23 protein-coding genes are annotated in these 23,550 nt (G+C 67.4%); 13 read left to right on the top strand and 10 right to left on the bottom strand.

The window, feature by feature from the left end:
• Positions 1-146: 146 nt before the first annotated feature.
• Positions 147-827 (top strand): CDGSH iron-sulfur domain-containing protein, encoded by a 681-nt coding sequence (locus IPM20_07275; protein ID MBK9131423.1) that lies wholly within the window; start codon positions 147-149, stop codon positions 825-827.
• A 20-nt stretch (positions 828-847) separates the two neighbouring features.
• Here IPM20_07275 and IPM20_07270 read toward each other — a convergent pair whose 3' ends face one another.
• Both IPM20_07270 and IPM20_07265 read right to left on the bottom strand, forming a co-directional pair.
• Positions 848-1,423, bottom strand: a complete 576-nt coding sequence (locus IPM20_07270; GenBank protein ID MBK9131422.1) for a GDP-mannose mannosyl hydrolase — start codon at positions 1,421-1,423, stop codon at positions 848-850.
• A 75-nt stretch (positions 1,424-1,498) separates the two neighbouring features.
• Positions 1,499-2,764 carry an OmpA family protein gene (locus tag IPM20_07265; protein MBK9131421.1) on the bottom strand — a complete coding sequence of 422 codons (1,266 nt, stop codon included), beginning with the start codon at positions 2,762-2,764 and terminating at the stop codon, positions 1,499-1,501.
• A 346-nt stretch (positions 2,765-3,110) separates the two neighbouring features.
• On the opposite strand from IPM20_07265, the gene IPM20_07260 reads away from it, so the two are divergent.
• Positions 3,111-4,931: an ABC transporter ATP-binding protein gene (locus IPM20_07260; protein MBK9131420.1), complete on the top strand. Its 1,821-nt coding sequence runs from the start codon at positions 3,111-3,113 to the stop codon at positions 4,929-4,931.
• Positions 4,932-4,941: 10 nt separating this feature from the next.
• A complete protein-coding gene (locus IPM20_07255) occupies positions 4,942-5,856 on the top strand; it encodes an RluA family pseudouridine synthase (GenBank protein MBK9131419.1) in 915 nt (304 codons plus the stop codon).
• A gap of 94 nt (positions 5,857-5,950) precedes the next feature.
• On the opposite strand, the gene ppx is transcribed toward IPM20_07255, so the two are convergent.
• The 4 genes from ppx to IPM20_07235 form a co-directional block, all read right to left on the bottom strand.
• Positions 5,951-7,474 (bottom strand): exopolyphosphatase, encoded by a 1,524-nt coding sequence (ppx, locus tag IPM20_07250; GenBank protein MBK9131418.1) that lies wholly within the window; start codon positions 7,472-7,474, stop codon positions 5,951-5,953.
• Positions 7,475-7,580: 106 nt separating this feature from the next.
• On the bottom strand, positions 7,581-8,117 hold the full coding sequence (locus IPM20_07245; GenBank protein MBK9131417.1) for a phosphatase PAP2 family protein: 537 nt from the start codon (positions 8,115-8,117) through the stop codon (positions 7,581-7,583).
• A gap of 93 nt (positions 8,118-8,210) precedes the next feature.
• On the bottom strand, positions 8,211-9,407 hold the full coding sequence (locus tag IPM20_07240; GenBank protein ID MBK9131416.1) for a glycosyltransferase family 1 protein: 1,197 nt from the start codon (positions 9,405-9,407) through the stop codon (positions 8,211-8,213).
• A 66-nt stretch (positions 9,408-9,473) separates the two neighbouring features.
• The gene (locus tag IPM20_07235; protein MBK9131415.1) at positions 9,474-10,667 is read right to left on the bottom strand and encodes a glycosyltransferase; all 1,194 of its coding nucleotides are present in this window, start codon (positions 10,665-10,667) and stop codon (positions 9,474-9,476) included.
• 275 nt (positions 10,668-10,942) lie between these two features.
• Here IPM20_07235 and IPM20_07230 point away from each other — a divergent pair, with 275 nt between their 5' ends.
• The 7 genes from IPM20_07230 to IPM20_07200 all read left to right on the top strand — a co-directional run bounded on the left by IPM20_07230 (position 10,943) and on the right by IPM20_07200 (position 16,848).
• The gene (locus IPM20_07230; GenBank protein MBK9131414.1) at positions 10,943-11,749 is read left to right on the top strand and encodes a UDP-2,3-diacylglucosamine diphosphatase; all 807 of its coding nucleotides are present in this window, start codon (positions 10,943-10,945) and stop codon (positions 11,747-11,749) included.
• A gap of 283 nt (positions 11,750-12,032) precedes the next feature.
• The gene (gene pgeF, locus IPM20_07225; protein MBK9131413.1) at positions 12,033-12,782 is read left to right on the top strand and encodes a peptidoglycan editing factor PgeF; all 750 of its coding nucleotides are present in this window, start codon (positions 12,033-12,035) and stop codon (positions 12,780-12,782) included.
• An 82-nt stretch (positions 12,783-12,864) separates the two neighbouring features.
• Positions 12,865-13,662, top strand: a complete 798-nt coding sequence (locus IPM20_07220) for an ankyrin repeat domain-containing protein (protein MBK9131412.1) — start codon at positions 12,865-12,867, stop codon at positions 13,660-13,662.
• Positions 13,659-14,483, top strand: coding sequence for a ZIP family metal transporter (locus IPM20_07215; GenBank protein ID MBK9131411.1), 825 nt, complete (start codon positions 13,659-13,661; stop codon positions 14,481-14,483). Before IPM20_07220 ends, IPM20_07215 begins: the two co-directional genes overlap by 4 nt.
• A gap of 14 nt (positions 14,484-14,497) precedes the next feature.
• The gene (locus IPM20_07210; protein MBK9131410.1) at positions 14,498-15,019 is read left to right on the top strand and encodes an amino acid-binding protein; all 522 of its coding nucleotides are present in this window, start codon (positions 14,498-14,500) and stop codon (positions 15,017-15,019) included.
• Between the two features lie 7 nt (positions 15,020-15,026).
• Positions 15,027-15,527, top strand: a complete 501-nt coding sequence (def, locus tag IPM20_07205) for a peptide deformylase (GenBank protein MBK9131409.1) — start codon at positions 15,027-15,029, stop codon at positions 15,525-15,527.
• A gap of 28 nt (positions 15,528-15,555) precedes the next feature.
• Positions 15,556-16,848, top strand: a complete 1,293-nt coding sequence (locus IPM20_07200; protein ID MBK9131408.1) for a TerC/Alx family metal homeostasis membrane protein — start codon at positions 15,556-15,558, stop codon at positions 16,846-16,848.
• Between the two features lie 93 nt (positions 16,849-16,941).
• On the opposite strand, the gene IPM20_07195 is transcribed toward IPM20_07200, so the two are convergent.
• The 3 genes from IPM20_07195 to IPM20_07185 are packed head-to-tail and all read right to left on the bottom strand — an operon-like array spanning position 16,942 to position 18,194.
• Positions 16,942-17,481, bottom strand: coding sequence for a Spy/CpxP family protein refolding chaperone (locus tag IPM20_07195; GenBank protein MBK9131407.1), 540 nt, complete (start codon positions 17,479-17,481; stop codon positions 16,942-16,944).
• A gap of 38 nt (positions 17,482-17,519) precedes the next feature.
• Positions 17,520-17,777, bottom strand: coding sequence for a DUF2892 domain-containing protein (locus IPM20_07190; protein MBK9131406.1), 258 nt, complete (start codon positions 17,775-17,777; stop codon positions 17,520-17,522).
• 42 nt (positions 17,778-17,819) lie between these two features.
• Complete coding sequence (locus tag IPM20_07185; GenBank protein MBK9131405.1) at positions 17,820-18,194, bottom strand: STAS/SEC14 domain-containing protein; 375 nt, start codon at positions 18,192-18,194, stop codon at positions 17,820-17,822.
• Between the two features lie 168 nt (positions 18,195-18,362).
• Between IPM20_07185 and IPM20_07180 the strand changes: the two genes are divergently transcribed.
• From IPM20_07180 to IPM20_07170, 3 genes are read left to right on the top strand one after another with little or no spacing between them, the layout of a single operon-like run.
• Positions 18,363-19,055: a response regulator transcription factor gene (locus IPM20_07180; protein ID MBK9131404.1), complete on the top strand. Its 693-nt coding sequence runs from the start codon at positions 18,363-18,365 to the stop codon at positions 19,053-19,055.
• A 1-nt stretch (position 19,056) separates the two neighbouring features.
• Complete coding sequence (locus tag IPM20_07175) at positions 19,057-19,503, top strand: hypothetical protein (GenBank protein MBK9131403.1); 447 nt, start codon at positions 19,057-19,059, stop codon at positions 19,501-19,503.
• Positions 19,451-20,518: a HAMP domain-containing protein gene (locus IPM20_07170; GenBank protein ID MBK9131402.1), complete on the top strand. Its 1,068-nt coding sequence runs from the start codon at positions 19,451-19,453 to the stop codon at positions 20,516-20,518. The genes IPM20_07175 and IPM20_07170 overlap by 53 nt, the downstream gene beginning before the upstream one ends.
• Positions 20,519-20,831: 313 nt before the next feature.
• On the opposite strand, the gene IPM20_07165 is transcribed toward IPM20_07170, so the two are convergent.
• Positions 20,832-23,315, bottom strand: coding sequence for an EAL domain-containing protein (locus tag IPM20_07165; protein MBK9131401.1), 2,484 nt, complete (start codon positions 23,313-23,315; stop codon positions 20,832-20,834).
• Between the last annotated feature and the right edge of the window lie 235 nt (positions 23,316-23,550).

Here is a 23,550-nt window from a genome sequence, read left to right as displayed (position 1 = left end):
ACGGCATCAGGATTCCGGGCTTATAGTGAATTCGACCGGCTCATCGAGGCCCGCAGCGGAGTGGACCCCCCGGGCCTGACGCGATCGTCGAAGGTGGGTGTGTCGATGCACAGGGCGTTTCCCGGCAATCCAGGAGGAGGCAAGCGATGTCCAGAGATATATCCGCAGATCCAACGCCAGCGCCCGCCGGCAAGGTGGAATCCGTCGAGGGCGAGAATCTCACGCTGTATTTCGAGGGTGGGAAGTGCATCCATGCGCGGTTCTGCGTCACTGGCGCCCCGCAGGTCTTTCTCGCCAACGTCAAGGGTCCGTGGATCCGGCCCGATGCAATGGCGGTCGAGCGCGTGGTCGAGATCGCGCATCTCTGTCCGTCCGGCGCGATCCGTTACCGGCGCAAGGATGGCGGGCCGGACGAAACGCCACCGCCCGTCAACCTGATCGCCATCCGCGAGGCGGGACCCTACGCCGTGCGCGGCGATCTGCGACTCGGCGGCGAGGCGGGTACCTTCCGCGCCACGTTGTGCCGCTGCGGAGCCTCGAAGAACAAGCCATTATGCGACGGGTCACACCGCGAGGCCGGATTTTCCGCCAGCGGTGAGCCGCCCACGACAGACAGGATCGGGATGTTGGCCGAACGCGACGGTCCGCTCGCGTTCGATCCCCTGCCCGACGGCCCGCTGCGCGTGCAGGGCAACCTCGAGATCGTCAGCGGTACCGGCCGTGTCGTGGCGCGCATGGCGGAGGCGTACCTGTGCCGCTGCGGCGCCTCCGGCAACAAGCCGTTCTGCGACGGCAGCCACGCACGGGTGGGGTTCAAGTCGGACTGAAAAAGGGGGCCTGTTCCCGCTTACCGCCCGCAATACGCCCGGACGTAAGGGTGTACGTCCGGGCGACAGAGGACGTCGTCCTCCGTCATCCATTCAAAGCGGCTGTGCTGTTCGACCGGGAGATCGAAGTCTCCGGCCGCGTCGATGGCGTAGGCGAGGACGATGTAGTGCGTTCCGTAGCCGGGCGCGCCGGCGAAGTTGTCATCGTACAGGTGTTCGAACACGCCGAGGAAGCGCGCGTGCTCCGGCGACAGCTCGCGGCCGAGCTCCATCCGGCTGATGCGGCGGAACGCGGCCTCGATGCGCTCGTTCTTGCCGATGCGTCCACCGGGGACGAACCAGAAATGCCGCGCCGGGCGGTTTTCGCGCAGGCCGAGCAACATGCGCCCCGTGCCGTCGCGCAGCACGAGGTCGATCGACACCAGCGGGCTCAGGCGAACGACCTGGGAGAATTCTTCCCGCGTCAGCGGTACTGGCGTTGGATCAGTCCCGGTCCAGGTCCGATTTACGGCCGGGCGGGCTCTCCGCACGGGCAGGCGTCGCGGTACTGGCGGGCGCCTTGTGCGGCATCCTAGCGGCCTGTGGCGCTTCGCCATCACCGGGAAACGCCCCCCGCCCCCCTGCCCGGCGGAGATCACCCCGCTCGCTCGCGACCGGGCTGATCTCCGGTCTTATTCGACGATCCTCAGTTCCACGCGGCGGTTGGCGGCGCGGCCGTCCTTCGTCGCGTTGTCGGCTACCGGGTGATCGGGACCATAACCGTGGGCGCCCAGGTTGCCGGCCGCGACGCCTTTGGAGACGAGATACTTCATCACCGTCTCGGCGCGCCGCTGCGAGAGATCGACGTTGAACGCGCGCGGACCGGTGTTATCCGTATACCCGGCCACTTCCGCCTTGATCTCCGGATGCTTGATCAGGGTCGCGGCGGCCTCGTCGAGGATCGAGGTCGATTCGGCGACCAGCTGCGCCGAGCCGGTCTCGAAGGTCACGCCCGGCAGCTCGATGACTTCCCGGATCTCGCAACCGCGCACGTCCACCTTCGTATCCGCGGCGGTATCGGGGCAGCGGTCCTGGCTGTCGACGACGCCATCGCCGTCTCTGTCGAGTTCGCAACCCTGCGCATTCACTTCCGCACCCGCCGGCGTGTTCGGGCAGCGGTCCATGCTGTCCGCCACGCCGTCGCCATCGCTGTCCATCTCGCAGCCATGCGCATCGACACGGGCGCCGGCCGGGGTATTGGGGCAGGAGTCGTTGCTGTCGACGACGCCGTCGCCATCGCTGTCGACCGGCGCCGCCGGTACCGCTGCCGGCGCGGATGCGGGTGCGGGTTCCGCCGCCGCGGCGACCACCGGGGCTGCCGCCGCGACAGGCGCTGCGCGGCCGCCCAGCGGGATGCTCAGGCCGAGACCGATGACCCAGTCGCCGAAGCTGTCTTCGCTGGGAATACTCTCATCATCCTTGTCCCAGCGGTAACGCGCCTCCGCGCGCAGCGCAACGGTGTCACTCAAGGCGTTTGTCATAAAGCCGATGCCTGCATTGACCATCGGGTTCGTCCCCTTCTCGCCGGCGAAGCGCGTGTTCAGCGCGCCGGCGCCGATGAGGGCGTAGGGCGCGAAGCCGGGATTGCGGTCGAAAAAGTACAGGCCGTCGAGGGCGAGACCGCGCTGTTTGAAGCGGTTGTTGCCGTTCTCACGATCCAGCGTGTCAAACTCGAGGTTTCCCTCCAGGTTCCAGGTCTCGTTCAGTTGCCGGCCGAGCCCGATCTGGAAGCCGACATCGTCGTCCGCCCTGCGGTCGTCGTCGGTGATGACGTAGTTCAGCGCCGGGGCGAGATACCAGTCGCCGTCCGCGGCGGCGTGCGCGGCGATTCCGCTCAGCGCAACGGTCGAGGCGAGGGCAAGGGGCAGCCGGAGGCGGGAGTTTGCAGTAGCTTTCATTCGGACGTACTCCAGATTTAATTGGGGGAAATGCGCCCTGTCGCGGGGTCGTCCGCCCGGGACGTCGACGCGGCGGCGGGGCAGGTGGATGATAGCCCGCTGACATCCCGGTGACAACGCGGCGGGGCTAGGAGCGATTCTGAATCGTCCGGGAAATCCGTCTCCGCGCCGATGTTATAATTCCGTCACCTGGCATGACGGCACTGATGGGCCGTCCCTATTCCCCTCGTCCGAGGATCCCGCGATTCAGATTCTTCAGCGCGCGCCCGGCACGCCCGCATTGCCGGACACTCCGTTCCGCTTCATCTGGTATTTCGTCGCCCGGTACCGCTGGTGGTATTTCGGCATGCTGGCGTTCGAGACCGCGAACGCCACCTGCGGCATCCTGATCCCGTACGCGCTCGCGCGCATCATCAAGAGCGTGACCGGGGCGCAGGAGACCTCGATGGCGGTGGTCGCCCACCTGCAGGGACCCATGCTGCTGTTCATCGCGTTCTGTATCGGCGAGCTGGTCTTCGGCCGGCTCGCGGGCGCGATCCAGATCCGGCTCGGGCCGCGCCAGCGCCAGGCGGTGACGCGCACGATATACCATTATCTTCAGCATCATTCCTATCGTTACTTCAGCAGCAATTTCGCGGGCGCGCTGGCGCACCGCATCTCGGAGACCTCGCTGGGCGTGACGCAGACCCTGTGGGCGCTGATCACGGAATTCTGGCCCATCGCCATCGTCATCAGCGTCGCCGTTGTGCTGCTGTTCCAGGCGCATGCCCAGCTCGGCTGGTTCGCGCTGGCCTGGGCGGTGCTGTTCATCGGTGTCTCCTACGTGCTGGCGCGGCGCTGCCGGCCGTATGCGCAGGCGGCCGCGGCCGCGCGCAGCGAGACCACCGGCACGGTGGTGGATTCGGTGACCAATCTCACCAGCGCGCGCCTGTTCGCGCGCCTGGGTTTCGAGCGCGAGAACCTGGAGCGTAATCTGACGCACGAGATGCAGGCGATCCTGGTCTCGCACCACTATTCCGAGCGCATCCGCTGGTTTCAGTTCTCGGCGGCGGCGGTGCTCAAGATCGGCTTGCTGTACTACGCCCTGCGCCTGTGGGGGCAGGGACGGATCGGCGTCGGCGATTTCGTGCTGGCGGTCAGCCTGTCGCTGCTGGTGATCAACGAGGCGCGCAACCTGGCCCGGCGTTTCCTCGAATTCTTCGAGTACATCGGTAACGTCTCGAACGGCGTGCACACCATCGTGCGCGCGCACGAGCTGGTGGATCTCCCGCAGGCGCGGCCAGTACCGATCCGGCGCGGCGAGATCGAATTCCGCGCGGTCGAGTTCGGCTACACCCCGGCGCGCAAGGTGTTCGACGGGCTCAGTGTGCGCATACCGGCCGGCCAGCGCGTCGGCCTGGTCGGCTTGTCGGGCTCGGGCAAGTCGAGCTTCGTCAGCCTGATCCTGCGCCTGTACGACCCGCAGGCCGGCGCGATCCTGATCGACGGCGTCGACATCCGTGCGATGACGCAGGATTCACTGCACGCGCAGTTGAGCCTGATCCCGCAGGATCCGGGGCTGTTTCACCGCACGCTGCGCGAAAACATCCGTTACGGACGCCTGGAGGCCAGCGACGCCGAGGTGATCGAGGCGGCCCGCCAGGCCCATGCGCACGAGTTCATCATGCAGGTCCGGGAGGGCTACGACTCGCTGGTCGGCGAGCGCGGCGTAAAACTGTCGGGCGGCCAGCGCCAGCGCATCGCGATCGCCCGCGTGATCCTGAAGAACGCGCCCATCCTGATCCTCGACGAGGCCACCTCGGCGCTGGATTCAATCACCGAACATGCCATCCAGGAGACGCTGGACACGGCCATGCGCGGCAAGACCGTCATCGTGGTCGCGCACCGGCTGTCGACCATCGCGCATCTGGACCGCATCCTGGTGTTCGACGACGGCCGCATCGCCGAGGACGGCGCGCATTCGGACCTGCTGGCGCGCGGCGGCGCCTATTACCGCCTGTGGAGCCGACAGGCGGGCGGATTCCTGCCCGAGGCCATCGCTGGCGAACCGGAGCTCCGGGCGGGCGGCCTGTCCGGCCTGGCGGCCGCCACGGACACCCCGCCGGTCGTCGTGCTGGAGAAGCCCGAGTCCGATGACGCGGTCATACCGCCGCAACCGCCGGCGTGAGGCGTGGATCATGGGCACCGCCGGCGCGCGCCTGAATCAGGGCTACGACTATCGCGAGACGCTCGGTCCCGCGGCCGATGGCGTGAGGCTGCTGGACTATCTGTCCCGACGTTACCGCCACTCCACGGAGGCCGAGTGGTTGGCGCGCATCGACGCCGGACGGGTGCTCCTGGATGGCCGGCCCGCGCAATCCGGCGCGGTGCTGCGCCGGGGCGGCGAACTGGTGTGGCGGCGCCCGCCGTGGGTCGAGCCGGAGGCGCCGCGGTCGTTCACGGTGCTGTATGAGGATGAGGATCTGCTGGCGGTGGACAAGCCGCCCGGTCTGCCGACCCTGCCGGGCGCCGATTTCCTCGAGGCGACGCTGCTGTACCAGGTGCGTGCCTATGCGCCGGATGCCGCGCCGCTGCACCGCCTCGGGCGCTGGACCTCGGGCCTCGTGTTGTGCGCGCGCACGCCTCGATCACAGGCGGCGCTGATCCGGCAGTGGGCCACGCCGGCGGTCGGAAAGCGCTACCGCGCGCTCGCGACCGGCGCTCCCGTCTGGGACGAGCGGATCATCGATGCGCCCATCGGTCCTGTGCCGCACGCCGCGCTCGGCAGCCTCTACGCCGCCGCGCCCGCCGGCAAGCCGGCGCGCTCGCGGGTCACGGTGCTGGAGCGGCGCGCGGAGGCGTTTCTGTGCGATGTGGAGATCGCCACCGGGCGGCCGCATCAGATCCGCATCCATCTCGCCTTCGCCGGACACCCGTTGGTGGGCGATCCGCTCTACGTCGCCGGCGGGGTGCCGGCGCCGGCGACGCGCGCCCTCCCCGGAGACCCGGGTTACCACCTGCATTCCGCCGAGCTGCGCTTCCCGCACCCGCGCAGCGGTTGTCCGCTGGTCATCACATGCACGCCGCCGCCGCTGCTGCGAATCATCAGATGAAGAATGGGGACGGATTTCAAATCAATGGAAGAAGGGGACAGATTTCAAATCTGTCCCCATGCATTTAGACATCTCCCGCCGGACTCGCGCGGGATCAGGAATATTCCAGCACGGCGTCGATCTGGGCCAGATACTGCGCCTCGCGTTCCAGGTCGGTGCGGGTGAGCGGGTGGGCGTCCAGCCAGCCGGCGGGCAGGCGCAGGGTCATGCGCCGCTTGTCGCCGGACAGGCTGAACTCGGACAGGGGTACCGCGCTGCGGCTGCGGTGCAACACCGCGGCGAGCCGCAGCAATAACGCGAGACGCTCGGCCTGCTTGCCCCAGATGCTCTTCAGTTCCTTGAAGTCGCGCGCCGGGAACTTGCGGCGGTGCGCGAGCACCAGCGAGGCAAGGAGCCGCTGTTCCTGGAACGAGAAGCCGGCGAGATCGGCGTTCGCGATCACGTAGGCGCCATGCTTCTGATAATGACTGTGGGCGATGTCGAGCCCGAGCTCGTGCAGGCGTGCGGCCCAGCCGAGCCAGTTCGCGTGCGTCTCCTCATCCAGTTTCCATTCCTGCGCGACCTGGCCCAGGCACTTCAGCGCGGTGGACTCCACGCGCGCGGCCTGTTCACGATCGATGTGATAGCGCGACATGAGCGCATCCACGCTGGCGTCGCGCACGTCGCCGGCATGATGGCGGCCGATGAGGTCATACAGCAGGCCTTCGCGGAGGGCGCCGTCGGAGACGAGCATCCTGTCGATGCCGAGTCCCTCGATCACGGCGAGCAGGATCATCACGCCGCCGGGCAGTATCGCGGCGCGCTCGCGGCTCAGGCCTTCCAGCCGGAGCAGGCTGGTGTCCCCGGCCTTGAGCATGGCATCGGCCAGCTTGCGCAGTCCGGCGAGGGTGATGCCGTCCTTGTCCCAGCCGTTGGCGGCGAGGATGCGGTTGATGGCGAGCGCGGTGCCCGACGCGCCGATGGCGCTGGCCCATCCCCTGGCGCGGTAGATCTCGATCTTGGGTTCGAGCTCGACGCGCGCATCGAGCAGGGCCCGCTCGATGCCGGCGGCAGTGATTTTCCCACCGGGAAAGAAACGATTGGTGTGCGTGATACAGCCCATGTAGAGGCTTTCCATCAGGATCGGGCTGAAGCCGCGGCCGATGATGATCTCGGTGCTGCCGCCGCCGATGTCCACCACCAGGCGGTTGCTGCCGCCGTCGGAGGCCAGGCTGTGGGCAACCCCGCTGTAGATCAGGCGCGCCTCCTCGATGCCGGAGACGATCTCGATCGGGTATCCCAGCGCCTGTTCGGCGCGTTCGAGGAACTCCGCGGTGTTCTTCGCGCTGCGCAGGGTATTCGTGCCGACGATGCGCACGTTTTCCGCCGGCAGCCCGGTCAGGCGCTGTCCGAACCGGCCCAGGCACTGCAGCGCGCGTTCCTGCGCCGCGGGGTCCATGTTGCGGGCCTTGTCGAGGCCGTCGGCCAGGCGGACCTGTTCGCGCAGGCGGTCGATCAGCTTGAAGCCGCTGCCGTGCATCTGCGCGATGATCATGTGGAAACTGTTCGAGCCGAGATCGACGGCGGCGATCTGCTCGGGGACAGGCGATGGTGCGGCGTTCTGCGTCACGGTAGTCATGGAATGCAGCTGCATTATAGAGGCAGCCGGGGAGCGAGTATAGCCGGATTCTCCCCGCGACCGGCGCGCGGCGCCGCGCTTCATGAAGGTGCGTCCGAAGTGCGCGTCAGATGCCGAGACTGATGACGCCGAGCAATACGCCGATCACGATGCCGGCGGCGACGTCGGTGGGGTAGTGCAGGCCGAGAATCATGCGCGAGAGCGCGACCAGGGCGGTGAACAGCGCGAGCGGAAAGAGCAGGAACGGGTAGTAGGCGCAGGCCACGAGCGTGAAGGAGAACGCGTGCAGTGTGTGGCCGGACGGAAAGCTGTACTGATCGAGCGGCGCGGTGCAGAGCTGGATGCCGGCGTGGCGGGTGAATGGCCGCGGGCGCACGGTTTTCGATTTCAGCAGCTTGTAGATGACCACGCCGGCAAGGCCGGTCAGCAGCATGTGGCTCGCGGCGAGATATCCCTGGTCGGCATCGAGCACGGCGATCAGGGCGATCAGGGTGTACCAGAAGACGCCGTTGCCGAGCCGGCTGATGACGGTGAAGAAGGTGCGCAGCAGTTGCACGCGGCTGATGCGGTTGACCTGGTAACAGATTGCCGTGTCGATCTCGAACAGGCGGTTGACGATTGCCACGGTCCTGGCGGATGCCATAAGTCACCTCACGGTTTCCCAGCTGTGGCCAGTATCGGCCGGGAATATGACGGTGGCGCGTCAGTTATGTGAATTATATTTGACAACCGTGGGTTAGCCGCCGGAATTACAGTTATAGCCGAGGGTGTGGGCGCGATCCGCCCGCAGTTGCCGGCGCAGCAGCGTCTCGAACTGCGCCCCGATCTGGGGCCAGCCCTGGCTCAGCGCCTGGAGGCGCGCCCTGACGCGCAGGGTCTGGCGCAGCGCGGGATCGGAAGCCAGGGTGAGCGCATGCCGGATGAAGGCCTCCTCGTCGCCGCAGGGCGCGGTGAGCCCGTTATCGGATGCGCGGATATGCTGGTTCGCCGCGGCATAGTCGTAGGCGACGACCGCGAGACCGCTTGCCAGCGCCTCGAGCAGGACGTTGCCGAAGGTCTCGGTCAGGCTGGGGAACAGGAACAGGTCGCCGGAGGCGTAGTGCGCGGCCAGGTCGGTGCCGGTCCGCATCCCGCAGAAGACGAAGTCCGGATGCTCCTCCCGCAGGCGCGCCGCCAGCGGTCCGTCGCCGACCAGGACGAAGCGCGCTTCCGGTCGCGCGCCCTGCAGGGCGCGGAAGGCGCGCACCGCGAGCTGAAGATTCTTCTCGGCGGCGAGCCGGCCGACGTACAACACCGCGGGCGCGTCGTCCGTCACGCCCCAGGCGACGCGCAGGCCGACGTCGCGCCGCGCCGGGGTGAATAGCGCCGTATCGATGCCGCGACCGAGCACCTCCACGTTGCGCACCCCGCGTGCGGCGAGGTTCGCGCGCAAGGCCGCGGTCGGGACCAGCGTGGTGGCGGTGCGGTTGTGAAAGCGGCGCAGATAGGCGAAGACCACCTGCTCCATCCAGGCGACGTGATAATGGCGGCAGTAGGTATGGAAGTTGGTGTGGAATCCGCTCACCACGGGTATTTCGAGTCGGCGCGCGACGCGTATCGCCGAGGCGCCGAGCGGACCCTGGGTGGCGACGTAGAGTACGTCCGGCGCCTGCTCCCGCCACAGCCGCCGGATCATTCCCGCGGCGGGCAGGCCGAAGCGCAGATCGCGGTAGCCTGGCAGGGGCAGGCCCGGTACCTCGCACAGATCGGGGTCGGCGCCGTGGCGCTCGCTGCGGCGTGGGCAGAGCACGGAGACGCGGTGGCCGTGCTCGCGCAGGACGTCAGCCAGTCGACCGAGCGTCATCGCCACGCCGTTGATCTCCGGCGGATAGGTCTCGGTGACGATGCCGAGATGGAGGGGGTGTCCCGACGTTGCGCTCAGTGTTTCGCGCATGGCGGCGAGAGGGGGCGGCGGCGCGGGCGTGCGAGTCGCCTTCCCGGCAGGGCGGCTCCGGATTCGCTACCGGGCATGACGCGGCTCCAGCAGGCGGCGCGCCGGCGCCGTCCGCTCGATGAGCTGCACATAGTATTCCTCCAGTCGGCGGGCGCAGGACTCGTTGGACCAGGTGCCGGCGTAGTCGAGCGCGCGGCGGCTCAGCCGTTCATACAGTCCGCGGTCGCCCAGCAGGGCGAGCACCTTGCGGGCGAAATCGTGCACGTCATCCTCCGCGATCAGCGCGCCGTCGCCTTCGCGCAGCACGTCGCGTGTCCCCATGACCGCCTGGGCGACGACCGGACGGCCCATGGCCATGGCCTCGAGCAGGACCAGGCCCTGGGTTTCGGTGCGCGAGGAGAACACGAACACGTCGGCCGCCGCGTAGCAGTCGAGCAGGGTGGTCGCGCGGTCGAGGTAACCCGCGAACGCGACATTCGCCCCCAGGTCGAGACGCTGCACCAGCCGGCGCAAATGCGGTTCGGCGGGGCCCTCGCCGGCGATCAGCAGCAGCACCGATGGCATCTGCCGCCGCACCTCGTCCACCATGTGCAGCAGGAAATCGATGTTCTTCTCGAAGGCGACGCGACCGACGAAGAGGAGCACGGGCCGGGCGGGGTCGATGCCGAGACGGCGCCGGAAGGCGACGCCATCGCCGCGGGTGAAGTGCTGCAGGTTGAGTCCGGTCGGGATGATGCGCATCTCGCTGCCGACACCGTAAGCGCGCAGTTTTTCCAGCATGGCCTGTGACGGCACGACGAGCGCGTCGACGGCATTGCCCTGGCCGGCGGAGAAGCGTCGCGCCAGTGTGCGCAGCGCGGCGCGCGGCAGCAGCGGGATGTAGTGGTAGAGGTATTCCTCGAAGTACGTGTGATAGGACTCGATGACGGGGAGTCCGAGGTCGCGCGCAAGCCGGATGCCGGCGTAATGGGCGACGAACGGCGTCTGGATGTGCACGATATCGAAGGCGCGCCGGCGCAGCGTCTCCCGCATCGCGGTCAGGGCGCGATAGTGCATCATGCGGTCCTCGGGATCGAGCGGCAGGCCGCGCGACGGGATGCGCGCGGTTTCGGCGTCGTCGGCATGTTCCGCCGGGTAGGCGGGCGCGAGCAGCGTGACCTCGTGTCCCAGGGACCGGAAGGATTCGCGATAGGTGGCGATCGAGGTGGATACCCCGTTGATGCGCGGGAAATAGACGTCCGAGATCATCAGTATGCGCACGCGGTCCCCCGGTGGGCGGCGTGACGACGGATGACCCGCGGCGGCGCAAGGGATCCGCCGCAAGACCGCATGAATGCTGGCATTCGTCTCATCTTCGCGTCAGAGCCTACGCGGCCCGTGTGACAGCGCCGCGAAGGTTTGATGACAGTTGCGTGAAAACGCGCCGCAAACGCCGCAGGCGCGCCCGCCTTAATGAAAGATTCACCGTTTCGTTACAAAAGCGTCATGCGCCCGTGAGATACAAGACGCGACGGACAATTGGCGGAGGAATCTCGATGGGCAAATTAACGGTACGTTCCATCTTCGTATCCGATATACATTTGGGGACGCGGGGGGCGCAGGCGGAATACCTGCTGGATCTGCTCGATAATACGGAGTCGGATTACCTCTACCTGGTCGGCGACGTGTTCGATCTGTGGAAGCTGCGCTCCGGATGGTTCTGGCCGCAACTCAACAACCGTGTGGTTCAGGCCCTGTTCGCCAAGGCCCGGCGCGGCACCCGCGTGATCTATATCCCGGGCAATCACGACGCCCTGATGCGCGACTATGCCGGCATGGAGTTCAACGGGGTGCGAATTCTGTCACAGGCGGAGCACATGACCGCCGACGGCCGCCGTCTGCTGGTGACCCATGGGGACGAACTGGACGGGGTGGTGACGGTCAATCGCTGGCTGCGCCACATCGGCGACCTCAACTATTACTTCCTGCTCGCGCTCAACCGTTACTGCGACCGCCTGCGGCGACTATTCGGGCGCCCCTACTGGTCGCTGTCCGCCTATATCAAGAGCCGGGTCGGCAACGCCGTCGACTATGTGCGCCGCTTCGAGGCGGCAGCCGCCGAACGGGCGCGGCACGCAGGCCTGGACGGCGTCGTGTGCGGCCACATCCATGTCGGCAAGGTGCGCGACATCGATGGCCTGCTCTACGCCAATTCCGGCGATTGGGTCGAGAACTGTACCGCCCTGATCGAAGAACCTTCGGGCGAGATCCGCCTGCTGCACTGGGCGCGCGACAGCTTCTTCCTGCTTCCCGCCGAAGGGGAGGCGGCGGAGCCCGCGCTGCTTGAACGGATGGCGGGCTAGACAATAAAGATCAGGACTAAGGACTAAGGACTAAGGACTAAGGGCTAAGGGCTAAGGACGAAGTACACATAGAAGTACCTGCTGGCTGTGAGACGTACCTCGCAGTCTGGATGCTGGAATTCGGGGATGCAATACCTGAGTCCGGAATCAACGCACTCGACTGGGTGACGGGTCTTTAGATGTTTTTGTCTTTGACTAAGTCCTTAGTCCTGAGCCCTTAGTCCTGCATTATTATTTCCCGCCCTATTTTCCGGGTACGCGCTTTTTCTGCTAGATTGCCCCCATGAACACACAGGTTTCCCAGGCGGTGCGCTGGATCGCGCCCGAGTGGCCGGCGCCGGCCGGGGTGCGGGCGCTGACCAGTCTGCGCGGCGGCGGGGTGAGTCGCGGGGCATACGCGGAACTGAATCTGGCGCTGCACGTCGGTGACGATCCGGAGGCGGTGCGCGAGAACCGCGACCGCCTGTTGCGCGCGGCCGGCGTGCCGGTCGAACCGTGTTGGCTGGACCAGGTGCACGGCGCGACGGTCATCGATGCCGACGAGTGGCAACCGGGCGTGCAGGCCGATGCCGCCGTCGCCCGCTATCCCGATCTGGTATGCGCGGTGCTGACCGCCGACTGTCTGCCGGTGCTGCTGTGCGCGCGCGATGGCAACGCGGTGGCCGCGGTCCATGCCGGCTGGCGCGGCCTCGCCGCCGGCGTGCTCGAAGCCGCGGCCGATGCGCTCGGCGGCCCCTGCATCGCCTGGCTGGGCCCGGCCATCGGTCCGCAGGCCTTCGAGGTCGGCGAGGAGGTACGCGCCGTCTTTCTCGCCGCGGACGCGGGCGCCGCGGCGGCCTTCCGCCCGTCGCCCGCCGGGCGCTGGCTGGCGGATATCTATCAGCTCGCGCGCCGGCGCTTGCAACTGGCGGGCGTCAGCGAGGTCTACGGCGGAGGGGAATGCACCCATGGTGACGCCGCGCGCTTCTACTCCTATCGCCGGGACGGCGCGACCGGACGCATGGCGAGCCTGATCTGGCGGGAAGGCGCCTGATCCTGACCCGCGGGCCCCGCCGTCTCGAACCGCTCGCCGGATTCGTTGTAGAATGCCTGACTTTATCCGGAGCGGCCCGTTCATGATTCGTGTACAGATCCCTTCCGCCCCGCATCGGCTCGCGCCCCCGCGGCCGCTGCGCCTGCTGTTCCTCCTGGCCAGCTGCGCGGCCGTGGCCGCATGCAGCAACCCCCCCCTGGTCGACGCGGTGGATCGCGGCGACCGCGCCGGGGTCGAGGCGCTGCTCGTGCAGGGGGTAGACGTCAACGCGCGCAACCGCGCCCACGAACCCGTGCTCGATGTCGCGATCCGCAAGGGCCATCTGGACATCGCCTGGCTGCTGCTCAAGCATGATCCCGACGTCAACGCCAAGGGCGAGCTCGGCGTCACGCCCCTGATGCTGGCGACCTCCGGTGACCATCCTGATCTGGCCCGCGAGCTGCTCACGCGCGGCGCCCAGGTGGGCATGCGCGACTCCATGGGCAACACCGCCCTCATCATCATGCCGCTGAGCGACCGGCCGGACCTGGTCCAGCTGCTGCTCGACCATGGGGCGCAGGTCAATGATCAGAACCAGAACGGTCTCACGGCCCTGATGACGGCGGCCTATATCGGCCACGCCGCCAGCGCGCGGCTGCTGATCGAGCGCGGCGCCGACGTCAACGCCCGCACGCGCGACGGCCAGACCGCCCTGATGCGGGCGGCGCGGCAGGGTCATGTGCCGGTGGTCGAGCTGCTGCTGGCGCACGGGGCGGACGTCAACGCGCGCAACAACGACGGCGAGACGGCCATGACCTGGGCGCGCAAGCAGGACCGCACGGACGTGATGCGCCTGCTCGAGGATGCGGCCGGGCCGGCGTCGGCGCGCCCCGACGCATGACGACGCTCGCCTACATCATCCTGTTCTGCCTGCTCGGCGGCGCGCTCAGCGTGATCGCCGCCGCATCCTTCCTGCTGGCCCCGGAACCCTGGCGCGTGCGTGTCCTGCCCCACCTGGTCAGTTTCGCGATCGGGGCGTTGCTCGGCGCCGCGTTCCTCGCGCTGTTGCCGCACGCCATGCTGAGTCCCGGTGTGCGCGACATCCACGACATCAGCTTCGCCGTGCTGCTCGGCCTGCTCGGATTTTTCGTGCTGGAAAAGCTGATCCTGTGGCGGCACTGCCACTCGTTCGAGTGCGAGGCCCATACGCCGGAGCATGGCGCGCATCATGAGCACGATCACGCGCATGCGCACGGCCATCACCGGCCGGGTCAGAAGGCAGCGGGCATGCTGATCCTGGTGGGCGACGGCCTGCACAACTTCGTCGACGGCATCCTGATCGCCGCCGCCTTTCTCACCGATCACCATCTCGGCATCGTCACCGCCCTGGCCGTGGCCGCGCACGAGATTCCGCAGGAGGTGGGCGATTTCGCCGTGCTGCTCGACAGCGGATTCAGCCGCGCCAGGGCGTTCTATTATAATCTGCTGTCGAGTCTGACCACGGTGGTGGGCGGTGTACTGGCCTATTTCAGCATGGCGGAACTGAAGCACGTGACGCCGTATGTGCTGGCCGTGGCGGCGGCGAGCTTCATCTATATCGCCGTCGCCGATCTGATTCCCGGACTGCACCGGCGCCTGCAGCCCAAGGTGACGCTGCAGCAGATCGCCCTGATCCTGGCCGGCGTGACGGTGATCTACTTCGCCCACAAGAGCCTGCACTGAGGGGAGGAGGGGACATGAGCGGATGGTTCATGCTGACGGTGGTGGGCGAGGATCGCCCCGGGATCGTGGCGCAGCTGACCGCGGCGCTGTACGACGGCGGCTGCAACCTGGGCGAGGCCTCGATGATGCGCCTGGGCGGTAATTTCACCATCATGCTGATGGTGCAGTGGGCCGGCACCGCGGCCCGGCTCGCCGATCTGGTCGAGCCGGTCACCCAGTCGCTCGGCCTGGCGCAGCATGTCGATCGCATCGAGGGCCATTTGCATCAGCACGTCGAGCCGGACGTCTGCATCACGGTGTCCGGTTCGGACCGCGCCGGCATCGTCGCGCATGCCGTCGGCGCCTTCGCCGAGGCCGGCCTCAACATCCTCAATCTGGAGTCCGGGGTCGGCGGCAGCGCGGAGCACCCGCTCTACATCATGCACATCGAGGGCCAGGCCCGGGAAGGCATCGAGCCGCTGAGATCGGCGCTGGAGATTATCCGGCGCGAGGGCATCGACGCGTCGCTGACGCCGATCGACACGCTCATCGGCTGAGGCCGGCATGGCGGTACGACCTGTCCTCACCTATCCGGACGAGCAGCTCAAGCGCGTCGCCGACCCGGTGGCGGACTTCGACGATGCCCTGCGCCGGGCGGTGACCGACCTCGAGGAAACCATGCGCGCGGGGCCGGCCGCCGTGGGCATCGCGGCGCCGCAGGTCGGCTGGGGCCGGCGCGTGGTGATCATCGACGCCTCCGCCAAGCCGCAATGGCCCAATCACGGCCGGCTGGTGCTGGTCAATCCCGAGATCATCGCGTGGGAGGGTTCGGTCATCGGCCGGGAGGGCTGCCTCTCGGTGCCGGACTACACCGGCAATGTCGTGCGCGCCGAGCGGCTGACGCTCGAGGCCCGCGACGAGCGCGGGCGACAGCAGCGCTACGAGATGGAAGGCTTCGAGGCGCGCGTCGCGCAGCACGAGATCGACCACCTGAACGGCCTGTTGTTCATCGATCGCGTGGTGAGCCGGCGCAACGACCTGTTCCGCCGCAAGGTCTACCGCTGAGAGCCGGTGGCGGGCGCGGGAGCGGCGCATGACGATCTGGTTGTGGGCCGGTTTTGCCGCCGTCATCGCCGCGATCCTGATCCTCGATCTGGCGATCGTCCGGCGCCGGCACCGTTCCATCGGCGTCTACGAGGCGCTCGCCTGGACCGGTTTCTGGGTCGTGGTCGCGCTCGGCCTCAATATCGCGATCTATTATCTGTATGAGCACCACGCGTTCGGCGCCGGCCTGACGGGCGCCCGCGAACTCGACGGGCGCGCCGCCGCCCTGCAGTTTCTCACCGGCTATCTGGTGGAGAAGGCCCTCAGTCTCGAGAACATCTTCATCATCGCGCTGATCTTCGCGCATTTCCGCCTGCCGCTCGAGTATCAGCAGCGCGTGCTGTTCTGGGGCGTATTCGGGGCGGTGGCGCTGCGCGGCGTGATGATCGCGGGCGGCGTTGCCCTGAGCGAGCGCTTCGCATGGGTCAACTACGCGCTCGGCGTGCTGCTTGTCGCGAGCGCCGTGCGCCTGCTGCTGCGGCGCGGCGAGCCACGGCCGCGACGCAGTCCGCTGGTCCGTCTCGCGCGCCGTTGCATTCCGCTCCGCGACGGGTTCGACGGCGACCGCTTCCTCTCGCGCGCCGACGGACGCCGGACGGCGACTACGCTGCTGGTCGCGCTGCTCCTGGTGGTGGGCGCCGACCTCGCCTGCGCGCTCGATTCCGTCGCGGCCATCATCGCCGTGACCCGCGATCCGTTCCTGATCATCAGCGCGAATGTGTGCGCGATCCTCGGCCTGCGTCCACTCTATTTCGCCGTCGCCGGCGTGTTGCCGCGCCTGCGTTATCTGAAGCTGAGCCTGGTGTTCCTGCTCGGCGTCCTCGGCGTAAAGATGCTGCTGGCGCAGCGTTATCCGCTGGCGGACGGGATCACCCTGCTCACGGTGGTCGCCATCCTCGCCGCGGGCGCCCTGCTGTCGATCTTCCTCAAGCCGCGCGCCGCGGCGCCGGTCTCGCCGCTGGCCGATGACCTGGGGGACCTGCTTGTGCTGACCCTGAAGGGCGCGCGCCGCATCGTCGTCCTGGTGATCGGCTCGACGGTGGTGCTGATCGGTATCGCGATGATCGTGCTGCCCGGTCCGGCGATCGTGGTGATCCCGGCGGGACTGGCCATCCTCGCGACGGAGTTCATCTGGGCGCGCCGGCTGCTGCAGCGCCTCAAGCGCGAGGCCGGCAATCTCAAGGACAGCGCCCGCAATTTCTTCGGGCGCAGGAAGGATGCGGACCGCGCCCCCGGCGCGGAAGGCGCGGAGGAAGTTCCGGAAAACAAACGGGACGGGTAGGTGTCCCGCCCCGTCCCGGTGACCTTGTGCCAGTCCCTGGCACGCTGTCTTCCCTGTTGGCTGCCGGCCGTATTTTAGCGCAGGTCGCGGCCGTTACCAGTCCCGGCCATGCCAGCCGAAACCCTGGTCGCGATCGCAGGAGTCGTCGGCGTACTCCCGGAAGCGCTCCTTCTGTTCCGCCGTCAGTACGCCCTCGATCTGGGCGCGGGTTTTTTCCCTCAGCATGATCATTTCCCCGACCAGCTCGCCCTGATGCCGCGCCAGCTTGTCGAAGTCGGCGCCGTAGCCCTTGTCGTCGAGGACATCGTCCATCTTTTCGCGATTCTCGATCATGGACTCGCCCAGCTCGCGCGCCTTCGAGCGCGACTTGTCCATGATGTCGCGGACGCTCTTGCGCTGTTCCTTGCTGAGATCGAGTTCCTCGGCCAGGGACGACAGTCCGCCCATGCCGCGGTAACCGTGCGGGCCGAAGGACGGCGGTCCGTAGCCCGGTCCCCCATAGCCAGATCCCGGGTAGCCGTGGCCCATGTGGTGCGGGCCGGAGTCGTCGGCGTGGGCGAATGCCGCGCCGGTCAGGGTCGTGGCCGCCAGCAGGACGCCGGTGGCCATGAGCGATGATGCAGTACGTTTCATGATGTTCTCCTCTTCCAGATTGATACGGGGTCGTGGCGTCAGGCCCGGCCGGCCAGACCGTGTCCGATTCCCGCCGCGGAATCCTGCCCGCGCCGGCGCAGGGCGCTCGCCGCCGCCAGCAGCGGATCCCAGCCGAGCGCCGCGGTGAGGCCCGGGTAGATGGCCAGCAGCGGCAGCAGCGCGAGATCCCCGAGCGGCGCGTCGACGATGAACGGCACGATCACGAGGGTCAGGCTGAAGGCCAGCCTGACGATGCGTTCGGCGGTATTGATGTTCTGAGCGGTGTTCGTATTCATGGTGCTGTCTCCTTGTCTCGTTGCAGGTTGATGGGGTCTGGGTCAGTTGAGAACGTCCGCCAGGATCCAGGCGCGTGCGCTCTCGAGTCTCGCATCCGGGTAGATCTTGATCTTCGCGTTGACGAAATGCGGGGCGATGCGGCCCGCCACCCGGGAGGCGTCCGCGTCGGTCACCAGCGCGATGCGCGTGATCGAGCGATGCTGGTCCATGGTGAAGCGCAGGTGCTGTGCCAGGGCGGCGAAGGCATTCCAGCCCTCGTGCCCGGGGGCGCGGATGATGAGGCCGTTCAGTTTCCCCTTGCGCTTGAGATAGGGATCGACGACGCGGGCGGCCGCCTCGAGATCCGTTCGCGCGAGCGTGTCGCCCGCTTCCAGCAGCGCGATGGCATCGCTTTCATTCACATTTACCGACAGCATGGCGTTCTCCCGTGTTCGTTGTTGACGCTGAGCAGGATAGCCGGGGTTCCTGCAAGTGTGGGTCAGGGAAGGTAAAGCTGGAGAAAATGATTGTAAGATTCTGTAAAGCGCCCACCCGCGGGCGGCGGCGGGCTTTATAATCGCCGCTAAACAGGGCAAGGAGGAGGCATGGCGAGACTGCTGCTGGCCGACGACGACGAGGAATTGAGCGACATGCTGGCCGAGTACCTGCGTGGCGAGGGCTTCGAGGTCGATGTCGCCTACGATGGCGACGACGCCCTCGCCAGGGCCGTGCAGGGCGATTGCGATCTGGTGGTGCTGGATGTGATGATGCCGCGGCTCAACGGCTTCGACGTGCTGCGCGAACTGCGGCGCAAATCACTGATCCCGGTGCTGATGCTGACCGCGCGCGGTTCCGATACGGACAGCGTGGTCGGGCTCGAACTCGGTGCGGACGACTATCTGCCCAAGCCCTGCAATCCGCGCGTCCTGGTCGCCCGCATCCGCGCCGTCCTGCGCCGTTCCGATCAGGGCGAGCCGGACAGGACCAGCGACGACCTCGTTGTCGGCGACATCGTCATGCAGCACGGTGCCCGCCGGATCCTGCAGGGGGGCGCCCCGGTGGAGCTCACCAGCACGGAATACAGCGTGCTCGCCGTGCTGCTGGACGAGGTCGGGCGCGTCGTCAGCAAGGAGACCCTGTGCGAGCGGGCGCTGGGCCGCAAGCTCACCCGTTACGACCGCGCGCTCGACATGCACATCAGCAATCTGCGCCGGAAACTCGGCCCGCTGCCGGGGGGCGAGGAGCGCATCCAGACCGTGCGCGGCGTGGGTTACCTGTACGCGCGCGTGGGTGACTGACATGTTCAACCTGTTCTGGAAGATCTTCCTCATCTTCTGGGTTTCGATGATCGCCATGGGCGGCGCGATCGCGTGGACCACCGCGCAGATCGGACGCGAGCGCATTCCGCTGATGATCGAACGCGAAAAGGAACAATTCGCCGAGAGCGTGGCGGAGGCCGAGAACGTGCTGCGCGCGCGCGGCGTGGCGGGATTCCGGGAATGGCTGGATCATACCTGGAGCAATCGCCGGATGAATGTCTTCCTGATCGACCCCGCCGGGCGCGAGGTGCTCGGGAACGAATTGCCGCCGTACCTCACGCGGATCATCGATCTGCTGCGTTCGCGCGGATATATCGGCGAGGCGCGGCCGTGGATCTTCGGTCCGCCGCCTTCCTACCGCGACCTCCCGCCCGGTGCCTACGGGCGCCGCGGCCCGCGCGGACGGCGGCCGCGATCTCGACGATGACGGCGAGGCCGGACCCGAACACCACGGTCTGATCATCCGTTCGGTCGCGGTGCCGCGCGAGGGATACTTTCATCTCATCGCCGTTTTCCGGCCGCCGCATCCGGTCTGGCACCTGGTGTCGATACCCGGCCTGCTGGCGGCGCTGCTGATCAGCGGCGTGGTATGCCTCGGGCTGGCGCGTTATCTGAGCGCGCCGGTGCGCCGCCTGCGTACCGCGACCCAGGCGCTCGCGACCGGGGATCTCGGCGTGCGCGTCGGCGCGCTCGGGCTGCGCGGCGATGAGATGGGGGGGCTGAGCCGGGATTTCGACCGCATGGCGGCGCGTCTGCAGGCACTCATCGAGGCGCAGAAGGACCTGTTGCGTGACGTTTCCCATGAATTGCGTTCGCCGCTCGCGCGCCTGCAGGCGGCGCTCGGCCTCGCGCGCCGGCGGACCGAGGGCCGCGCCGCCGAGGAACTCGATCGCATCGAGCGCGAGGCCGAGCGTCTCAATGAGCTGATCGGCCAGATCCTGTCCCTGACCCGGCTCGCGGTCGAGGTCGGCGAGCGCGTGCGCGAGCCGGTCGATCTCGCGTCCCTGGTGGATGCCATCGCGCGCGATGCCGCCTTCGAGGCGGAACAGAGCCGGCGCCATGTCCGCGTGGTCGCGCTCGACGCGGTATCCCTGGTCGGCAGCCCCGAGCTCCTGCACAGCGCGATCGAGAACGTGGTCCGCAATGCGGTGCATTACACCCGGGAAGATACGGCTGTGGAGATCACGCTCGCCGCGGGCGCGGAAGGTGGGGAGGCCGTGATCACCGTGCGCGACCACGGTCCCGGTGTCGGCGAGGCCTATCTCCAGCGTATCTTCGAGCCCTTCTTCCGGGCCAGTGAGTCGCGCGACCGCGCGAGCGGCGGTTACGGGCTCGGGCTTGCCATCGCCAGGCGCGCGGTGGAATCGCACGGCGGCACCATCGATGCCCGCAACGAGCCGGACGGCGGGCTCAGGATCACGATTCGCCTCCCCCTGGGCTGAGCCTGGCCATCCCGCGCGCAAAAAAAAGAGGCGGCGCATTGCGCCGCCTCTTTTCCGCCGTGACCGCGGCGATCAGGCCTGTCTTTCGCTGGCCGGTTTCGAGCCGTCGGCCTTGGTCTTGCCCCCGCCATCGCAGGCGAGCGCCGGCGCGGCGGCGAAGATCATGGCGATGGAGAGCAGGGCGAGCAAGCGTTTCATGGATCACCTCCTGCGGAAATTGCGGTTTCACTGCGAATGACGAACTACGGTTCAGACTCTAGCGAAAAAGCCCGGGCCGGGCAAGCCGGGCCGCGGCGGGGATGTGCGGCGGTTCTCAATCCCGCGCCGGGGCGGGACCTTCTTTCCCCCAGGGCGCGCTTTCCAGCCAGTCGTTCAGGGCGGCCGCGCCCATGGGTCTGGCGATATGGAAGCCCTGCGCGATGTCGCAGCCGATGCCCTGGAGGCGCTCGAGGATCGCCTGCTCCGCCACGCCTTCCGCGACGACCCGCAGCCCGAGATTGTGGGCGAGATCGATGACCGCGTGCACGATGGTGGCCGCCTCCTTGTTGTGCAGCATGTCCATCACGAAGGATTTGTCGATCTTGATCTCGGACAGCGGGAGCTGGCGCAGGTAGTTGAGCGAGGAGTAGCCGGTGCCGAAATCGTCGATGGAAATGACGAACCCCATGTCGGCCAGGGTGTTCAGGGTTTCGAACACGCGCGGCGGGTTGGACATCATGGCGGTCTCGGTGACCTCGAGGCACAGGCGGTGGGTGCGGGCGTCGGAGTTTTCGGCGCGGTAGCGCTCGACGTGGCGGATCAGCTGGTCGTTCTCGAGGTCGTGCATGGACAGATTGACGGCGATGCCGAGCTCGATCCCGTCCAGTTCCCAGGCGTACATCTGGCGCATCGCCTCCTCGATCACCCAGGCGGTGAGCACACCGGTGATGCCGTAGCGCTCGGCGATCGCGATGAACTCGGCCGGCGGGATCGACCCGCGCTCGGGGTGATTCCAGCGCAGCAACGCCTCCACGCCGGTAACGCAATGGGTGCGGAGGTCCACCTTGGGTTGATAGTGCAGCATCAGCTGGTCGGTGCCGATCGCCCGGCGCAGGTCTCCCAGCAGCTTGAGCGCCTGCGCGTTCTGCTCGTCCTGTTCCGGGCTGTAAAAGTCGTAGCCGATGCGGCGGCGCTTGGCCGCGTACATGGCGGTGTCCGCGCACTGCAGGAGATTGACATCGTCCCGTCCATGGGTCGGATAGAGCGCGATTCCGATGCTGGCCCCGATGGTGTACGTGTGCTCCTCCAGTTTGAACGGCTCCTCCAGTGACTGGTTGATACGCTCCGCGATCCGGGCCGCGGACTCGGCGTCGGAACGGGGCAGCACGAGGGCGAATTCATCGCCGCCCAGGCGTGCTACCGTATCCGAGGCGCGCATCAGCGGAGGCAGGCGGGCCGCCACTTGCTGCAGCAGCAGGTCGCCCTGCAGGTGCCCGAGGGTGTCGTTGATTTCCTTGAAGCGGTTGAGGTCCATGATCATCAGCGCCAGCGGTTCCCCGCTGCGGTCGGCGGCGCGGATCGCCTGGCGCAGGCGGTCCGACAGCAGGGCGCGGTTGGGCAGGTCGGTGAGCGGGTCGTGCAGCGCCTGATGCTCGATCGTGGCGAGCTGGGCCTTGCGTTCCGTGATGTCGCGCACGACCGCGATGAGGCGGCGCTTGTCTTCCAGCCGGTAGGCATTGAGGCTGACCTCCACCGGCGGACGCGTCCCGTCACGGCGCAGCGCCGTCGATTCCCAGCGCTGCCCCGGCCACGCGCGTGACGCCGTATTTCCCTGTGCGTCAGCAGAATCGGCAGGGTAACGTTTTGCGATGTCCGGAATCAGCAGGGCGATATTCTGTCCGATCAGATGCTCCGGCGTATCACCGAACATTATCCCGGCGGCGCGATTGGCCGTGATGATGCGGCCCTGTTCATTGCACGTCAGCAGGGCGTCGGGCACGTTGTCGGTGACCGCCAGCAATTGCCCCTGCAGGCGATTGAAGGCGCAGGCCACCTGTCCCACCTCGTCCTCGCGGGCGATGTCGAGGCGCGCCGCCTGGCGGTTTTCTCCGATATCGACGATGGCCTTCCTCAGTCTCGCCAGCGGTGTCAGCACGGTCCATTGCACGGCGCCCGTCAGGACGAGGCTCGAAAACAGCAGCAGGACGATAATTCCCGTGGTCGCGCGGCGCTGCAGTTGCGCCGCCCATTGCTCGATGTCCGCGGTGGAGAGCCCGAGCCGAAGCACGCCGCGCAGGGATGCCGGATCGTATCCGTGGCAGCCCAGGCATTCCTCCCGCGTGGGGATCGGCAGGTAGAGCGTCATGCGCCCGGGGATGGACCAGTCGATGCCATTCTCGCCCCGCAGTGCCTGTTCGAAGGCGGGCGGGTGCAGCGGTTCACCGCGGTGGTGGCCCTCGACCGGCTCGCGCTCGAAGCGCAGGGCGCCGAGATAGCCGTTGACGGCGGAGACGGTGGCGAGATCGGTGAAGGCCTCCTTGCCGTCCTGGCGGAGCACCTCGATGTCGAGGATGCCGGCGATGCCGTGCATCCGGTTGATCCAGTCGCGGGCGAGCGTCCCCTCCCCGTTGAGCATCAGGGTCTGCAGGGTCGACAACAGGGTGTTGGCATGCGTCCTGGCCTGACGCGCCTCCCACTGGCGGACCATCTCGTCGAGACGGTCGTTGAGCCATTGGCTGCCGCCGAGCAGGAGAATGGCCAGCAGGCCGGTCATCAGCAGGGTGATGCGGGTGCCAATGTGTCGCCGGAGTGCGCGCATTGCCTTCCTATATTTATTACGGGTGCCCATCGACCGGCGTTGAGCCGGGGTTGTGTGGGCTCTTACTTCATGGCTTCTTATGTAACGTCTGCGCGGGATGATTTCTTAAGAAATATATCCCTAATAAGTTAAGACTTATTCCGAGTGTTCCGGGCCGCCCATTCCTGATTGATTTACTCAGGTATTGGGGCGAAGATGGATGCCTTGTCGGGGCAGGATGTCCGGTCGTGTTCAC

The sequence above is a fragment of the Gammaproteobacteria bacterium genome, from assembly GCA_016716465.1.
Classification (GTDB): domain Bacteria; phylum Pseudomonadota; class Gammaproteobacteria; order SZUA-140; family SZUA-140; genus JADJWH01.
This window is presented reverse-complemented; position numbering and strand designations above follow the sequence as displayed.

What these genes read in the sequence shown, in the direction of transcription:
- IPM20_07275 (MBK9131423.1), top strand. Translation starts at nt 147, where the DNA reads ATGTCCAGAGATATATCCGCAGATCCAACGCCAGCGCCCGCCGGCAAG.
- IPM20_07270 (MBK9131422.1), bottom strand. Translation starts at nt 1,423, where the DNA reads ATGGCGAAGCGCCACAGGCCGCTAGGATGCCGCACAAGGCGCCCGCCA.
- IPM20_07265 (MBK9131421.1), bottom strand. Translation starts at nt 2,764, where the DNA reads ATGAAAGCTACTGCAAACTCCCGCCTCCGGCTGCCCCTTGCCCTCGCC.
- IPM20_07260 (MBK9131420.1), top strand. Translation starts at nt 3,111, where the DNA reads ATGCTGGCGTTCGAGACCGCGAACGCCACCTGCGGCATCCTGATCCCG.
- IPM20_07255 (MBK9131419.1), top strand. Translation starts at nt 4,942, where the DNA reads ATGGGCACCGCCGGCGCGCGCCTGAATCAGGGCTACGACTATCGCGAG.
- ppx (MBK9131418.1), bottom strand. Translation starts at nt 7,474, where the DNA reads ATGACTACCGTGACGCAGAACGCCGCACCATCGCCTGTCCCCGAGCAG.
- IPM20_07245 (MBK9131417.1), bottom strand. Translation starts at nt 8,117, where the DNA reads ATGGCATCCGCCAGGACCGTGGCAATCGTCAACCGCCTGTTCGAGATC.
- IPM20_07240 (MBK9131416.1), bottom strand. Translation starts at nt 9,407, where the DNA reads ATGCGCGAAACACTGAGCGCAACGTCGGGACACCCCCTCCATCTCGGC.
- IPM20_07230 (MBK9131414.1), top strand. Translation starts at nt 10,943, where the DNA reads ATGGGCAAATTAACGGTACGTTCCATCTTCGTATCCGATATACATTTG.
- pgeF (MBK9131413.1), top strand. Translation starts at nt 12,033, where the DNA reads ATGAACACACAGGTTTCCCAGGCGGTGCGCTGGATCGCGCCCGAGTGG.
- IPM20_07220 (MBK9131412.1), top strand. Translation starts at nt 12,865, where the DNA reads ATGATTCGTGTACAGATCCCTTCCGCCCCGCATCGGCTCGCGCCCCCG.
- IPM20_07215 (MBK9131411.1), top strand. Translation starts at nt 13,659, where the DNA reads ATGACGACGCTCGCCTACATCATCCTGTTCTGCCTGCTCGGCGGCGCG.
- IPM20_07210 (MBK9131410.1), top strand. Translation starts at nt 14,498, where the DNA reads ATGAGCGGATGGTTCATGCTGACGGTGGTGGGCGAGGATCGCCCCGGG.
- def (MBK9131409.1), top strand. Translation starts at nt 15,027, where the DNA reads ATGGCGGTACGACCTGTCCTCACCTATCCGGACGAGCAGCTCAAGCGC.
- IPM20_07200 (MBK9131408.1), top strand. Translation starts at nt 15,556, where the DNA reads ATGACGATCTGGTTGTGGGCCGGTTTTGCCGCCGTCATCGCCGCGATC.
- IPM20_07195 (MBK9131407.1), bottom strand. Translation starts at nt 17,481, where the DNA reads ATGAAACGTACTGCATCATCGCTCATGGCCACCGGCGTCCTGCTGGCG.
- IPM20_07190 (MBK9131406.1), bottom strand. Translation starts at nt 17,777, where the DNA reads ATGAATACGAACACCGCTCAGAACATCAATACCGCCGAACGCATCGTC.
- IPM20_07185 (MBK9131405.1), bottom strand. Translation starts at nt 18,194, where the DNA reads ATGCTGTCGGTAAATGTGAATGAAAGCGATGCCATCGCGCTGCTGGAA.
- IPM20_07180 (MBK9131404.1), top strand. Translation starts at nt 18,363, where the DNA reads ATGGCGAGACTGCTGCTGGCCGACGACGACGAGGAATTGAGCGACATG.
- IPM20_07175 (MBK9131403.1), top strand. Translation starts at nt 19,057, where the DNA reads ATGTTCAACCTGTTCTGGAAGATCTTCCTCATCTTCTGGGTTTCGATG.
- IPM20_07165 (MBK9131401.1), bottom strand. Translation starts at nt 23,315, where the DNA reads ATGCGCGCACTCCGGCGACACATTGGCACCCGCATCACCCTGCTGATG.